Raw genomic sequence first — 16,635 nt, 5'->3', positions numbered from 1 at the left:
CGCCCGTTCGGAGCGAATGGCCGTGAATTCTCCGTCGTGAATCCGTCGTGAATTCGGGCCGCTGAGCGGGGGTCGGGAATTGTCCCGACCCCCGCTTCGTCATGGGGGCCCTAGGGGGGCTGGTAGGGGTTGTCCGCCTTCACCGCCCTTCATAGCGTCAGGGCGAAACCCTTCACTGTTGTGGTCCAGTCGTGTGCGCGTGCGTGCCCGGAGGACCCGCTCACCCCGATGAGGTGGCCCTCCGCATGGCGAATGAAGAGACGCTTCGCGACTACCTCAAGTGGGTGACCGCGGACCTCCAGCAGACCAAGCAGCAGCTGAGGGACCTCCAGGCGGAGAGCCGCGAACCGATCGCCATCGTGGGCATGGCCTGCCGCTACCCCGGCGGCATCGACACCCCCGAACGACTGTGGGACCTGGTCGCGGACGGGCGGGACGCCATCGGCGGCTTCCCCGAGGACCGCGGCTGGGACCTCGACGGGCTGTACGACCCGGACCCGGAGCACGCCGGCACCAGCTACGCGCGCGAGGGCGGCTTCCTGCGCGCGGTGGGGGAGTTCGACGCGGGCTTCTTCGGGATCTCGCCGCGCGAGGCCCTCGCGATGGACCCGCAGCAGCGGCTGCTGCTGGAGACCTCCTGGGAGGCCTTCGAGCGGGCCGGCCTCGACCCGGCCGCGCTCAAGGGCGGAAAGACCGGGGTCTTCGTCGGCACCGCCGGCCAGGACTACCTGGGCCTGGTCGTCGCCGGCGAGGCCGAGGGCGCCGAGGGCCACCTCGCCACCGGCAACGCGGCCAGCGTGCTCTCCGGCCGACTCGCCTACACCTTCGGGCTGGAGGGCCCGGCGGTCACCGTCGACACCGCCTGCTCCTCCTCGCTGGTCGCCCTCCACCTCGCCGTGCAGTCGCTGCGCAACGGCGACTCCACGCTGGCCCTGGCCGGCGGTGCGACGATCATGTCCACCCCGTCCTCCTTCATCGAGTTCAGCCGCCAGCGCGGCCTGGCCGTCAACGGCCGCTGCAAGCCCTTCGCGGAGGCCGCCGACGGTACCGGCTGGGCCGAGGGCGTCGGCATGCTCCTGCTGGAGCGCCTCTCCGACGCGCAGCGCAACGGCCACCAGGTGCTCGCGGTCGTGCGCGGCAGCGCGATCAACCAGGACGGCGCCAGCAACGGCCTCACCGCCCCCAACGGCCCCGCCCAGCAGCGCGTCATCCTGCGCGCCCTGGCCAACGCCCGGCTCTCGGCGGGCCAGGTCGACGCCGTCGAGGCGCACGGCACCGGCACGGTGCTCGGCGACCCGATCGAGGCCCAGGCCCTGCTCGACACCTACGGCCAGGACCGGCCCGCCGGCCGTCCGCTGTGGCTGGGCTCGCTCAAGTCCAACCTCGGCCACTCGCAGGCCGCGGCCGGCGTCGGCGGCGTCATCAAGATGGTCATGGCGCTGCGCAACGGCGTGCTGCCGCAGACCCTCCACGTCGACCGCCCGACCTCGCACGTCGACTGGTCCGGCGGCGCCGTGGAACTGCTGACCGAGGCGCGCGACTGGCCCGCGGCGGACGAGCCGCGCCGGGCGGGCGTCTCGGCCTTCGGCATGAGCGGCACCAACGCGCACGTCGTCCTGGAGGAGGCCCCGGCGGCGGAGGACGCCGCCGCCGACGCGCCGTCCGAGTCGGCCGGTTCGGCCGGTTCGACCGACCAGGCGGGTCCGGCCGTCTGGGCCGCCGCGGCCGGCGGCCCGCTGCCCTGGATGCTGTCCGCGCGCGGGGAGACCGCGCTGCGCGCCCAGGCCGGCAAGCTGGCCGCCTTCGTGCAGGAGGCCGGAGCGGAGCTCTCCCTCGCCGGCATCGGTGCCGAACTCGCCCACGGCCGCGCCCGGTTCGACGAGCGGGCCGTGGTCCTGGCGGGGGAGCGGGACGAACTGCTCGCCGGGCTGGGTGCGTTGGCCTCGGGGCAGGACGAGGACACCTCGTCGGTGGTCCGCGGCTCCGGGGCCGGCGGCAAGCTCGTCATGGTCTTCCCGGGGCAGGGCTCGCAGTGGCTGGGCATGGCCCGGGAGCTGCTCGCGGACTCGCCGGTGTTCCGTTCCCGGATGGAGGAGTGCGCCAAGGCGCTTGCTCCGCATGTGGATTGGGAGCTGCTCGACGTCGTCGCGGGTGAGGACGGCGGGTGGATGGAGCGGGTGGACGTGGTCCAGCCGGTGCTGTTCGCCGTGATGGTCTCCCTGGCTGCTCTGTGGCGTTCGTACGGTGTGGAGCCGTCGGCGGTGGTGGGTCACTCGCAGGGCGAGATTGCCGCCGCTGCCGTCTCCGGTGCCCTGTCGCTGGAAGACGCCGCCCTGGTGGTGGCGCTGCGCAGCCAGGCGATCATCGAGCTGTCGGGCCTGGGTGGCATGGTGTCCGTCCCGCTGCCCGTGGAGAGTGTCCGCGAGCTGCTGTCCGGTCGTGAGGGAATCTCGATCGCTGCGGTCAACGGCCCCAGCTCGGTGGTCGTTTCCGGCGATGCGGACGCCCTGGACGAGCTGATGGAGCACTGCACCGGGCAGGAGATCCGGGCGCGTCGCATCGCGGTGGACTACGCGTCGCACTCGGCGCACGTCGAGCGCATCGAGGCCCGTCTCGCGGAGCTGCTGGCCCCGGTCGCCCCGCGCGTGCCGGAGGTGCCGTTCCACTCCACCGTGACCGGTGAACTGATCGACAGCGCTTCGCTGGACGCCGCCTACTGGTACCGCAACCTCCGCCAGACGGTGGAGTTCGCCAACACGGTGGAGTCCCTCCTCGCCTCCGGCCACACCCAGTTCGTCGAGGTGAGCGCCCACCCGGTGCTGACCGTCGGCATCCAGGAGTCCATCGACGCCGCCAACGCCGAGGCCACGGTCCAGGGCTCCCTGCGTCGTGATCAGGGCGGCCGGGAGCGTTTCCTGACCGCCCTCGCCGAGGCGTGGGCCAACGGCGCCACCGTCGACTGGGCCCCGCTGTTCCCGGCCGCAAGCCGCATCGACCTGCCCACCTACGCCTTCCAGCGTGAGAAGTACTGGCCGAAGCCGGGCACGCGCGGTATCGGTGACGTGCTGTCCGCCGGTCTCGGCGCGGCCGACCACCCGTTGCTGGGTGCGGCGGTGGCGCTGGCCGACCGCGACGGGCACGTCTTCACCGGTCGCCTCTCGGTGCAGACCCAGCCGTGGCTGGCGGACCACGCGGTGGCCGGCACGGTGATCCTGCCGGGTACGGCGTTCGTCGAGCTGGCCGTTCGCGCGGGTGACCAGGCCGGTTGTGACGTGCTGGAGGAGCTGACCCTGGAGGCGCCGCTGGTGCTGCCCTCCCAGGGTGGCGTGGCGGTGCAGGTGGTGGTCGGTTCGCCCGACGCCGACGGCCGCCGTGAGGTGGAGGTCTACTCCCGCCCCGACGACGCCGAGGGCACGGACGAGCCGTGGACCCGCCACGCCACCGGCGCCCTGTCCCGGGGCGGCGCCGTCGTGCCGGAGTTCGACCTCGCCGTCTGGCCCCCGCAGGGCGCCGTCGAGCTGCCCGTCGCGGACCTCTACGAGCGCTTCGCGGCCGGCGGCTTCGCCTACGGCCCGGCGTTCCGGGGCCTGCGGGCCGCCTGGCAGCGCGGGGACGAGGTCTTCGCCGAGGTCGAGCCGGTGCAGGAGGAGCAGGACCGGGCCGGCCGCTTCCGGCTGCACCCCGCCCTGCTCGACGCCGCGCTGCACGCGGCCGGCCTCGGCGGGCTGCTCCCCGGGGCGGAGGGCGGACTGCTGCCCTTCGCCTGGACCGGGCTGCGGGTGTACGCCACGGGTGCCGCCGCCCTGCGGGTGCGGCTGGCCCCGGCCGGGCACAACGCCGTCTCGGTGGCGCTCGCGGACCCGACCGGCGCCCCGGTGGCCACGGCCGACGCGCTGACCCTGCGCCCGCTCGACGTCGAGCGGCTGCACTCCGCCGCGCGCGGCGCGCGCACCCCGCTGTACCGCATCGACTGGACCGCCCAGGGGCCCGCCGCCCCGGCCGACGCCGCCCGCTGGGCCGTGCTCGGCGCCGACGCGGCCGTGGCGCCCGACGCCGTCCGGTACCCCGACCTCGCCGCCCTGCTGGCCGCCGTCGCCGCCGGGGAGGCCGCCCCGGAGACCGTGGTCGCGCCGGTCGCCGTCGGCTCCGCCGTCCAGGTCGAGGAGGCGCACCGCGCCGCCGCCGCCGCGCTGGCCCTCGCCCAGGAGTGGCTGGCCGCCGAACCCCTGGCCGGCGCCCGCCTGGTGCTGGTGACCCGCGGCGCCGTGGCCGCGCTCGACGCGGACGCCGTCGAGCGGCCCGCGCACGCCACGGTCTGGGGCCTGCTCCGCTCCGCGCAGTCCGAGCACCCGAACCGCTTCGTCCTGGTCGACCTGGACGACGAGGCCGGCTCCGCTGCCGCGCTGCCCGCCGCCGTCGCCACCGGCGAGCCCCAACTCGCCCTGCGCGCCGGTGAGGTGCTGGCCCCCCGGCTGGTCCGGGCGCTGTCCGAGCAGGACGCTGCCGGCCCGTCCGCCCTGGACCCCGACGGCACGGTGCTGATCACCGGCGGCACCGGCACCCTGGGCGCGCTGCTGGCCCGCCACCTGGTGACCGAGCACGGCGCCCGCCACCTGCTGCTGGCCGGCCGCCGGGGCGAGGCCGCGCCCGGTGCGGTCGAGCTGCGCGACGAACTGGCCGCGCTGGGCGCAGAGGTGACGGTCGCCGCCTGCGACGCCGCCGACCGCGCGGCACTCGCCGCCCTGCTGGACACCGTTCCCGCCGATCGCCCGCTCACCGCCGTGGTCCACGCGGCCGGTGTCCTGGACGACGGCATGCTGGACGCGCTGACCCCGGAGCGCCTGGAGCGGGTGCTGCGCGCGAAGGTCGACGCGGCCGTCCACCTGGACGAGCTGACCCGCGACCGGCAGCCGGCGCTCTTCGTCCTCTACTCCGGCGCCGCCGGCGTCCTCGGTGCCGTCGGCCAGGCCAACTACGCGGCCGCCAACGCCTTCCTGGACGCGCTCGCCGCCCGGCGCCGGGCCGCCGGCCTGCCCGCCACCTCGCTCGCCTGGGGCCTGTGGGAGCAGGCCAGCGGCATGACCGGCCACCTGGGGGCCGCCGACCTCACCCGGATGCGCCGCTCGGGCCTGCACGCGCTGCCGTCCGCCGAGGCGCTGGGCCTGTTCGACCTCGCGGTGCGCACCGGGCACGCCCTGCTGCTGCCGGTCCGCCTGGACCTGGCCGTCCTGCGCGCCCAGGCCGACCGCCTGCCCACGCTGTTCCGCACGCTCGTCCCGGCCCCCGTCCGGCGTGCCGCGCAGGGCGCCGGCGCCGAGGCCGACGGCTCGCCGCTGCTGCGCCGGCTGGCCGGCCGTTCGGCGGCCGAGCAGGAGCGGCTGCTCACCGAGCTGGTGTGCACCCAGGCCGCCGGGGCCCTCGGCCACCGGTCGGCCGAGGCGGTGCACGCCGACCGGGCCTTCAAGGAGCTCGGCTTCGACTCCCTGATGTCCGTCGAGCTGCGCAACCGGCTGGGCCGGGCCACCGGACTGCGGCTGCCCGCCACCCTGGTCTTCGACCACCCCACCCCCGCCGCGCTCGCCCGCCACCTGCTTGCCGGGCTGGGCCCCGCCGCCACCGCCCCGGCCGCCCCGGCCGTCCGCCGCGCCGCGGCCGACGACGAGCCGATCGCCATCGTCGCGATGAGCTGCCGCTACCCCGGCGGCGTGCGCACCCCCGAGCAGCTGTGGCAGCTGGTCGCCGAGGGCACCGACGCCGTCGCCGCGCTGCCCGCCGACCGCGGCTGGGACGCGGACGCCGTCTACGCCGCCGACCCGGACCACGCGGGCGGACGCTTCCGCCGCGAGGGCGCGTTCGTCTACGACGCGGCCGACTTCGACCCGGGCCTGTTCGGCATCTCGCCGCGCGAGGCGATGGCGATGGACCCGCAGCAGCGGCTGCTGCTGGAGACCTCCTGGGAGGCCTTCGAGCGGGCCGGCATCGCCCCGGAGCGCGTGCGCGGCACCCGCGCCGGCGTCTTCGTCGGCGCGATGTACCACGACTACGGCGCCCGCCTGTACGGAGTCTCCGAGGGCCTGGAGGACTTCGACGGCTACCTCGGCAACGGCAACACCGGCAGCGTGGCCTCCGGCCGCGTCGCCTACACCTTCGGCCTGGAGGGCCCGGCCGTCACCGTCGACACCGCCTGCTCCTCCTCGCTGGTCGCCCTGCACCTGGCCGCCCAGGCGCTGCGCAACGGCGAGTGCGAGCTGGCGCTGGCCGGCGGTGTGACGGTGATGTCCACCCCCACGGTCTTCGTCGAGTTCATCCGCCAGCGCGGCCTGGCCGCCGACGGCCGCTGCAAGTCCTTCGCCGGCGCCGCCGACGGCACCGGCTGGGGCGAGGGCGTCGGCATGCTACTGCTGGAGAAGCTGTCGGACGCCCGGCGCAACGGGCACCCCGTGCTCGCCGTCGTCCGCGGCTCCGCGGTCAACCAGGACGGCGCCAGCAACGGCCTGACCGCGCCCAACGGCCCCTCCCAGCAGCGGGTCATCCGCCAGGCCCTGGCCAACGCCGGACTGACCGCCGCCCAGGTGGACGCCGTCGAGGCGCACGGCACCGGCACCGCGCTGGGCGACCCGATCGAGGCCCAGGCGCTGCTCGCCACCTACGGCCAGGAGCGCAGCGGGGACCCGCTGTGGCTCGGCTCGATCAAGTCCAACATCGGGCACAGCCAGGCCGCCGCCGGTGTGGCCGGCGTGATCAAGATGGTCATGGCGATGCGGGAGGGCGTGCTGCCGCAGACCCTGCACGTCGACGAGCCGTCCCCGCACATCGACTGGGCCTCGGGCGCGGTCGAGCTGCTGACCGAGGCCCGGCCGTGGCCGCAGACCGGTCGCCCGCGCCGCGCGGCCGTCTCCTCCTTCGGCATCAGTGGCACCAACGCCCACACCGTCATCGAGCAGGCCCCCGCCGTCGAGCCGGTGGACACCGTCCGGCCCCTCCGGGTCTCCGGCCGCCCGCTGCTGCTGTCCGGCGCGACCGCGCAGGCGCTGCGCGACCAGGCCGCCCGACTGCTCGACCACCTCGACACCCACCCGGACGTCGACCTCGCCGACCTCGCGCACTCGCTCGGCACCACCCGGGCGGCGCTGGACCACCGGGCCGTCGTGGTCGCGGACGACCTCGCCTCCTTCCGCGGCGCCCTGGCGGCGCTGGCCGAGGGCGGCACGGCCGCCGGGCTGGTGACCGGCGCCGCCGAGGGCGGCAGGCTCGCCTTCCTGTTCACCGGCCAGGGCAGCCAGCGCCTCGGCATGGGCCGGGAGCTGTACGAGGCCCACCCGGCGTTCGCCGAGGCCTTCGACGCGGTCTGCGCTCGGGTCGAACTTCCCCTGCGCGACGCGGTGTTCGGCGACGACGCGGAGCTGCTGGACCGCACCGAGTACACCCAGCCGGCGCTGTTCGCCGTCGAGGTGGCGCTGTTCCGCCTGCTGGAGGGCTGGGGGGTCCGTCCGGACGTCCTGGTCGGCCACTCGATCGGCGAGATCGCGGCCGCCCACGTCGCGGGTGTGCTGTCGCTGGACGACGCGGTGGCGCTGGTGTCCGCCCGTGGCCGGCTGATGCAGGCGCTGCCCGAGGGCGGCGCGATGGTCGCGGTGAAGGCCGCCGAGGCCGAGATCCTGCCGCTGCTGACCGCCCAGGTGAGCATCGCGGCGATCAACGGGCCCTCCTCCGTGGTGATTTCCGGCGACGAGGCCGAAGTGCTGGCGATCGCCGGGCAGTTCGAGAAGACCAAGCGTCTCAACGTCTCGCACGCCTTCCACTCCCCGCTGATGGACGGCATGCTGGCGGAGTTCCGGGCCGTCGCCGAGAGCCTGAGCTACACCGAGCCGGTCATCCCGGTCGTCTCCGACGTCACCGGCGCCCTCGCCACCGCCGAGGAGCTGTGCTCGCCCGAGTACTGGGTCCGGCACGTCCGCGAGGCCGTCCGCTTCCTCGACGGCATGCGCACCGCGGCGGCCCAGGGCGTCACCACCTTCGTCGAGCTCGGCCCCGACGGAGTGCTCTCCGCCATGGGCCAGGACTGCGTCGACGGCGGCACGTTCGCCCCCGCGCTGCGCGCCGACCGCCCGGAGGAGCGCAGCCTGCTGGCCGCGCTCGCCACCGCCCACGTCCACGGCGACGGCCCCGACTGGTCGGCCGTGCCCGCCGTGCGCGACGGCCACGTGATCGACCTGCCGACCTACGCCTTCCAGACCCGCCGCTACTGGCTGGAGGCGCCCGCCGCCGGAGCGGCGACGCCCGCCGGCACCCCGGGCGACGAGCGGTTCTGGACGGCCGTCGAGGAGCAGGACGTCGCGGCCCTCGCCGGCACCCTGGAGCTGTCCGCGGACGGCGCCCTGCGCGAGGTGCTGCCCGCACTGTCGAACTGGCGCCGGCAGCACCGCGCCCGCACCACCGTCGAGGGCTGGCGCTACCGCGTCCAGTGGAAGCCGCTCGGCGCGCCGGACACCGCCCGCCTCGGCGGCACCTGGCTCACCGTCGCGCCCGTCGGCCTCCCGGACGGCGCGGCCGAGCGGCTGGCCGCCGTCGAGCGCGCCCTGACCGCGGCCGGCGCGGACGTTCGGCGCCTGGAGCTCGGCGCCGAATCCGACCGGGCCCGGCTCGCCGAGCAGCTGCGCGACGCGGCCGCCGACGGCCTCGCCGGGATCCTGTCGCTGCTCGCCCTGGACGACGCCGAGCACCCCGCCCACCCGGGCGTGTCCGCCGCCCTGCTGCGGACCGCCCTGCTGGTCCAGGCCCTGGGCGACGCCGAGGTGACCGCCCCGCTCTGGCTGACCACCGAGGCCGCCGTGGCCGTGTCGGGCGCCGAGCAGGTCGAGCACCCCGCCCAGGCCCAGCTGTGGGGCCTCGGCCGGGTGGTCGCCCTGGAGCACCCCGACCGCTGGGGCGGACTGGTCGACCTGCCCGCCGCCCTGGACGAGCGCACCGCCGCCCGCCTCGCCGCCCTGCTCGCGCCGGGCTCCGCCGAGGACCAGGTCGCGCTGCGCGCGAACGGTACGTTCGGCCGCCGCCTGGTCCGGGCCGAGCGCACCGAGGCCGCCGACTGGCGCCCGCGCGGCACCGTCCTGGTCACCGGCGGCACCGGCGCCCTGGGCACCCACGTCGCCCGCTGGCTGGCCGCCAACGGTGCCGAGCACCTCGTGCTCACCAGCCGCCGCGGCCTCGAAGCCCCCGGCGCGGCCGAGCTGCGCGACGAGCTGACCGCGCTCGGCGCCCGGGTCACGGTCGCCGCCTGCGACGCCGCCGACCGCACCGCCCTGGCCGCCCTGCTCGCCGAACACCCGGTGAACGCCGTCGTGCACGCGGCCGGGGTCGCCCAGAACGCGCCGCTCGCCGAGACCGACCCGGCGGAGTTCGCCGCCGTCGTCGCCGGCAAGACCGCCGGAGCCGCCCACCTGGACGCGCTGCTGGACGGCACCGAGCTGGACGCCTTCGTCCTCTTCTCCTCCGTGGCCGGCGTCTGGGGCAGCGGCGGCCAGTGCGCCTACGCCGCCGCCAACGCCCACCTGGACGCGCTCGCCCAGGCCCGCCGCGCCCGCGGCCTCGCCGCCACCGCCGTCGCCTGGGGCCCGTGGGCCGAGGGCGGCATGGCCGCCGACGGCGGCGAGCACCTGCGCCGGCGCGGGCTGCGCCCGATGGCGCCCGAGCAGGCGGTGGCCGCCCTGGCCCAGGCCGTGGGCGCGGGCGAGGACGCCCTCGCCGTGGCGGACCTCGACTGGTCCCGGTTCGCCGCCGGCTTCACCGCCGTGCGCCCCTCCGCGCTGCTCGCCGACCTGCCCGAGGCGGTGGCGGCCCAGGCCGACACCACCCCCGCCGAGGAGGGCGCGGCCGGCGGGCTGCGGGCCGTGCTGGCCGGCGCCCCGGCCGCCGAGCGGGAGCGGATCCTGCTCGACCTGGTCCGCACCGAGGCCGCCGCGGTGCTCGGCCACGACTCCGTCGACGGGGTCCTCGCCGGGCGCCCGTTCAAGGAGCTGGGCTTCGACTCGCTGACCGCCGTCGAACTGCGCAACCGGATCGACGCGGCCGTGGGCCTGCGGCTGTCCGCCACGCTGGTCTTCGACTACCCGACCCCGGCCGTCCTCGCCGCCCACCTGGGCGCCGAACTCCTCGGCCCGGACGCCGAGTCCACCGAGGCCGCCCCGGTCCTCGGCGCCCCGGACGAGCCGGTCGCCATCGTCGCGATGAGCTGCCGCTTCCCCGGCGGCGTGCGCACCCCCGAGCAGCTGTGGCGCCTGCTGGCCGACGGCGGCGACGCCATCGGCGGCTTCCCCGCCGACCGCGGCTGGGACCTGGAGGCGCTGTACGACCCGGACCCGGACAACGCCGGCACCAGCTACGCCCGCGAGGGCGGATTCCTGTACGAGGCCGGGGAGTTCGACGCCGCGTTCTTCGGCATCAGCCCGCGCGAGGCCCTCGCGATGGACCCGCAGCAGCGCCTGCTGCTGGAGACCTCCTGGGAGGCCTTCGAGCGGGCCGGCATCGACCCGGAGACCGTGCGCGGCAGCCGGACCGGCGTCTTCGCCGGCACCAACATGCAGGACTACACCAACCTGCTGTTCGCCTCCGAGGAGATCCTGGAGGGCCACCTCGCCACCGGCAACGCGGCCAGCGTGGTCTCCGGGCGCCTGGCGTACACCTTCGGTCTTGAGGGCCCGGCGGTGACGGTGGACACCGCCTGCTCCTCCTCGCTGGTCGCCCTGCACCTGGCCGCCCAGGCGCTGCGCAACGGCGAGTGCACGCTCGCCCTGGCCGGCGGCGCCACCGTGATGGCCACCCCGGGCGCGTTCATCGAGTTCAGCCGCCAGCGCGGCCTCGCCGACGACGGCCGCTGCAAGGCCTTCGCGGAGGCCGCCGACGGCACCGGCTGGGCCGAGGGCGTCGGCATGCTCCTGCTGGAGCGCCTCTCCGACGCCGAGCGCCTCGGCCACCCGGTGCTCGCGGTGGTCCGCGGCTCGGCCGTCAACCAGGACGGCGCCAGCAACGGCCTCACCGCCCCGAACGGCCCCGCGCAGCAGCGGGTCATCCGCCAGGCGCTGGCCGCCGCCCGCCTGTCGGCCGGCGAGGTCGACGCCGTCGAGGCGCACGGCACCGGCACCCGGCTCGGCGACCCGATCGAGGCCCAGGCGCTGCTGGCCACCTACGGCCAGGAGCGCACCGGCGAGCCGCTGTGGCTCGGCTCGGTGAAGTCCAACCTCGGCCACACCCAGGCCGCCGCCGGTGTCGCGGGCGTCATCAAGATGGTGCTGGCGATGCACGAGGGCGTGCTGCCCCGGACCCTGCACGTCGACGAACCGTCGTCGCACGTGGACTGGGCGGCCGGCGCGGTCGAGCTGCTGACGGAGTCGCGGGACTGGCCCGAGACGGCGCACCCCCGCCGCTCCGCCGTCTCCTCCTTCGGCATGAGCGGCACCAACGCCCACGTCATCCTCGAACAGGCACCCGCCGCCTCCCCGGCCGAGGAGCCCGACGCGGCACCGGCCGGCGTGGCTCCGCTGCCCTGGCTGCTGTCGGCCCGCGGCGCGGACGCCCTGCGCGAGCAGGCCGCCCGACTGCGCGACCAGCTGACCGGCCCGGACGCCCCCGCCGCCGACTCCGTCGCCCACGCGCTCGCCACCACGCGCTCCCTGCACGAGCACCGGGCCGTCGTGCTCGGTGCCGACCGGGACGAGCTGCTCGCCGGACTGGACGCCCTCGCGCAGGACGCCACCACGGCGAACGTGCTCCAGGGCGTCGCACGCGGCGGACGGACGGCGTACCTGTTCACCGGGCAGGGCAGCCAGCGCCCGGGCATGGGACGGGAGCTGTACGAGGCCTACCCGGCGTTCGCGGACGCCTTCGACGCGGTCTGCGCGCGGGTCGAACTGCCGCTGCGCGAGGCCGTGTTCGGTGAGGACGCTGACGTTCTCGCCCGGACCGAGTTCACCCAGGTGGCGCTGTTCGCCGTCGAGGTGGCGCTGTTCCGGCTGTACGAGAGCTGGGGCGTGCGGCCGGACGTCCTGGCCGGGCACTCGATCGGCGAGCTGGTGGCCGCGCACGTCGCCGGGGTGCTGTCGCTGGACGACGCCGTCACCCTGGTGGCGGCGCGTGGTCGGCTGATGCAGGCGCTGCCGGAGGGCGGCGCGATGGTGGCGGTCAAGGCCGCCGAGGCCGACGTCCTGCCGCTGCTCACCGAGAACGTGAGCATCGCGGCGATCAACGGCCCGACCTCCGTGGTGATTTCGGGCGACGAGGATGAAGTCCTCGCGATCGCCGGGAAGTTCGAGAAGACCAAGCGTCTCAACGTCTCGCACGCGTTCCACTCGCCGCTGATGGACGGGATGTCGGACGAGTTCCGCCGGGTGGCGGAGGGCCTGACGTACAGTGCCCCGCGCATCCCGGTCGTCTCCAACGTCACCGGGGACCTGGCCACCGCCGAGGAGCTGCGCTCGCCCGCGTACTGGGTCCGGCACGTCCGCGAGGCCGTCCGCTTCCTCGACGGCATGCGCACCCTGGCGGCCGACGGTGTCACCACCTTCGTCGAGCTCGGCCCGGACGGCGTGCTGTCCGCGATGACCCAGGAGTGCGTCGAGGACGGCGTGTTCGTCCCCGCGCTGCGCGCCGGCCGCCCCGAGCGGCCCACCGCCCTGGCCGCCCTCGGCCGGCTCTGCCTGACCGGCAGCGGCCCCGACCGGCAGGCACTCGCCGCCGGCCGGAGCGTCCGCCCGGTCGAGCTGCCGACCTACGCCTTCCAGCGCCGCCGCTACTGGCCGACGCTGCGTGCCCTGCCGACCGGCGACCCGGCCGGCCTGGGCCTGGAGGCCGCCGGGCACCCGCTGCTCGGCGCCGCCGTCGCCCTGGCCGACACCGACGGCTACCTGTTCACCGGCCGCCTCTCGGTGCGGACCCACCCCTGGCTGGCCGACCACGCCGTCCAGGGCCGGATCCTGCTGCCGGGCACGGCCTTCGTCGAACTCGCCGTCCGGGCGGGCGACGAGGTCGGCTGCGGCGCGGTGGAGGACCTCACGCTGGAGGCGCCGCTGGTGCTGCCCGAGCGCGGAGGGATCGTTCTCCAGCTCACCGTCGGGGAGCCCGACGACGCCGGCCGCCGCCCCTTCCAGCTGCACTCCCGCCGGGAGGACGCCCCCGCCGGTGAGCCGTGGACCCGCCACGCGGCCGGTGCCCTCGGCACCGCCCCGGAGCGGGAGCCCTTCGACCTGTCGGTCTGGCCGCCGGCGGGCGCCGAGGCCGTCGACGCGAGCGGCTTCTACGAGGGCGCGGTCGACCTCGGCTTCGCCTACGGCCCGGCGTTCCAGGGCCTGCGCGCCGTCTGGCTGCGCGGGGACGACATCTTCGCCGAGGTCGCCCTGCCGGCCGAACACCACACCGAGGCGGGCCGCTACGGCCTGCACCCGGGCCTGCTGGACTCCGCGCTGCACGCGCTCGGCCTGGGCGCGGCCGCCGAGGCCGGTACCGAGGGGGCGGACGCCCCCCAGGGCAGGCTGCCGTTCGCCTGGAGCGACGTCGTCCTGCACGCGGCCGGCGCCCAGGCCCTGCGGGCGCGCCTGACCCGCTCCGGCGGATCGGTCTCCCTCCAGCTGGCCGACGGCTCCGGAGCCCCGGTCGCCGACATCGGCTCGCTCGTCCTGCGCCCGGTCTCGGCCGCCGCGCTGGAGGCCTCGGCCACCGGTCACCCGGAGGCGCTGCACCGACTCGCCTGGACCCCGGTCACCGTCACCGGTACGCCGGAGACGAGTGGTTGGGCCGTGCTCGGCGCGACCGATCTGCCGGTGCTGGGCGGTCTGCGGCAGGTGGCGGATGTGGCCGCGCTGGCGGCGGCGGTGGACGAGGGTGCCGTGGTGCCCGAGGTCGTGGTCGCGGTCGTGGACGGCGCTGCCGATGGTGGCGTTGGCGGCGGGGTCGCGGTGGCGGCCCGGTCGGTGGTGGCGCGGGTGCTGGAGCTGGTGCGTGGCTGGCTGGCGGAGGAGCGGTTCGCCGCTTCGCGGCTGGTCGTGGTGACGCGTGGTGCGGTGGCCGTGGGTGCGGGGGAGAGCCCGGACCTGGCGGTGGCGGCGGTGTGGGGTCTGGTGCGTTCGGCGCAGAGCGAGAACCCGGGCCGACTGGTGCTGGTGGACGTGGACGGCGAGACGGAGTCGCTCGCGGCTCTGGGCGCCGCCCTGGCCGCAGGCGAGCCCCAACTCGCCCTGCGCGAAGGAGCGGTGCTCGTACCCCGGGTGGCCAGGCCGTCCGCCGACACCCTGCCCGTTCCGACCACCGCCGCCGCCTGGCGGCTGGACTCCCCGCGCAAGGGGACCTTCGAGAACCTGGCACTGCTCCCCGCCCCGGAAGCGGACCGCCCGCTGGTCGGCGAGGAGGTCCGGGTTGCGGTCCGCGCGGCGGGCCTCAACTTCCGCGACGTCCTGAACGCCCTGGGCATGTACCCGGGCGACGCCGGGCCGATGGGCATCGAGGGCGCGGGCGTCGTCCTGGAGATCGGGCCGGAGGTCACCGGGCTCGCGGTCGGCGACCGGGTGATGGGCCTGCTCTCGGGCGGCTTCGGCCCCCGCTCGGTCACCGACGGCCGGGTCCTGGCCCGGATCCCCGACGGCTGGACCTTCGAGCAGGCGGCCTCCGTGCCGATCGTCTTCCTGACGGCGTACTACGCGTTGGTGGACCTGGGTGGTCTGCGGGCGGGTGAGCGGGTGCTGGTGCATGCCGCCGCCGGTGGTGTCGGGATGGCCGCCGTGCAGCTGGCCCGGCACCTGGGTGCCGAGGTGTTCGGTACGGCGAGCCCGGGCAAGTGGGAGACCCTGCGGGCCTCGGGTCTGGATGACGCGCACATCGCGAACTCCCGGACGCTGGAATTCGAGGGCGCGTTCCTGGCCGCTACGGGTGGTGCCGGGGTGGATGTGGTGCTGGACGCTTTGGCGGGTGAGTTCGTGGACGCCTCGCTGCGGCTGCTGCCGCGTGGTGGGCGGTTCCTGGAGATGGGCAAGACGGACGTCCGTGAGCCGGAGGCGGTCGCGGCCGTGCACGAGGGTGTGCGGTACCAGGCGTTCGATCTGATCGAGGCCGGTCCGCAGCGGATCGGTGTGATGCTGGCGCATCTGGTGGAGCTGTTCGGGCAGGGGGCGTTGGTGCCGCTGCCCACGGTGTCGTGGGATGTGCGCCGGGCGCCGGAGGCGTTCCGCTTCCTCGGGCAGGCGCGGCATGTCGGCAAGGTCGTCCTGACGGTGCCGTCGCCCGCCGCGGGCACGGTGCTGGTCACCGGTGGTACGGGTGGTCTGGGGTCGTTGGTGGCCCGGCACCTGGTCACGGTGCACGGGGTGCGGAGTCTGGTGCTGACCAGCCGTCGTGGCCTGGACGCGCCGGGCGCTGCCGAACTGCGGGACGAGCTGGCCGACTTGGGTGCCGAGGCGGATGTCGTCGCCTGCGACGTGACCGATCGCGACGCCGTCGCGGCGCTGCTGGAGGGCCGGACGCTGTCGGCCGTGGTCCACACGGCGGGCGTCCTGGACGACGGTCTGGTGTCCTCGCTGACCCCGGAGCGGCTGGACGCGGTCCTGCGGCCGAAGGTCGACGCGGCCTGGCACCTGCACGAGCTCACCCTCGGCCAGGACCTCACCGACTTCGTCCTCTTCTCCTCGGTGGCGGCGGCCTTCGGCAACCCCGGTCAGGCCAACTACGCGGCGGCGAACGTCTTCCTGGACGCGCTGGCGCAGCACCGCGCGGCGCTGGGCCTGCCCGCGACCTCGATGGCCTGGGGCCCCTGGGCCCACGAGGGCGGCATGCTCGGCCGGCTCGACGAGGTCGAGCTGCGCCGGATGGCCCGCAGCGGCGTCCCGCCGCTGGGCGCGGAGGAGGGCCTGGCGCTCTTCGACGCGGCCCGCGCCGGTGTCGAACCGGCCGTGCTGCCGGTCCGCCTCGACCTGCCCGCGCTGCGGGCCAGGGCCGCCGCCTCCGGCATCCCGCAGGTCCTGCGCGGCCTGGTGCACGCGCCCGCCCGCCGTACCGTGGACGCCAACGCCGCCGCGGCCGGGGGAGTCCCGCTCAAGCAGCGCCTGGCGGGCCTCGCCGAGGCCGAACAGCGGCGCCTGCTGGTCGAGTCGGTCTGCGCCGAGGTGGCCGCGGTCCTGGGCCACGCCTCGGCCGCCGAGGTCGACCCGGACCGCGCGTTCAAGGAGATCGGCTTCGACTCGCTGACCTCGGTCGAGCTGCGCAACCGCCTCAACACGGCCACCGGCCTGCGGCTGCCCGCCACCCTGGTCTTCGACCACCCGAACCCCGCCGCGCTCGCGGACCACCTGGTCGCCGAACTCGTCGACGGCGCCGGCACGGTGGCCATGCCGCTGCCCGTGCTCAGCGAGCTGGACAAGCTCGAAACCCTGCTTCTCACCACGACCACCGACGGCGTCGAGCGCACGAAGATCACGCTGCGCCTGCAGAGCCTGCTGTCGAAATGGAGTGACGCACACAGTGCAACGGACGGTAGTGCTGCGGACCGCGACGCCGATCGGGAGCTCGAATCGGCCACCGGCGACGACATCTTCGACCTGCTCGACAAGGAACTCGGCCTCTCCTGACCTCCTGGGCGCAAGCTCACTGACCGCCTCCTGG

Annotated in this window: 1 protein-coding gene; it reads left to right on the top strand. The window is 75.9% G+C overall.

Annotated elements, in window-relative coordinates; translation table 11 throughout:
- The first annotated feature begins 245 nt into the window (after nucleotides 1-245).
- Nucleotides 246-16,601, top strand: coding sequence for a type I polyketide synthase (locus ACGF13_RS12615; protein ID WP_392872710.1), 16,356 nt, complete (start codon nucleotides 246-248; stop codon nucleotides 16,599-16,601).
- The last annotated feature ends 34 nt before the right edge of the window (nucleotides 16,602-16,635 follow it).

The organism is Kitasatospora sp. NPDC048286 (genome assembly GCF_043201735.1).
Classification (GTDB): domain Bacteria; phylum Actinomycetota; class Actinomycetes; order Streptomycetales; family Streptomycetaceae; genus Kitasatospora.
Note: the sequence above shows the minus strand (reverse complement) of the source record. Positions and strands in the feature narration are given on the sequence as shown.

Bases quoted from the DNA above. Each gene is read 5' to 3' on its own strand.
- ACGF13_RS12615 (WP_392872710.1), top strand. From the start codon at position 246: ATGGCGAATGAAGAGACGCTTCGCGACTACCTCAAGTGGGTGACCGCG.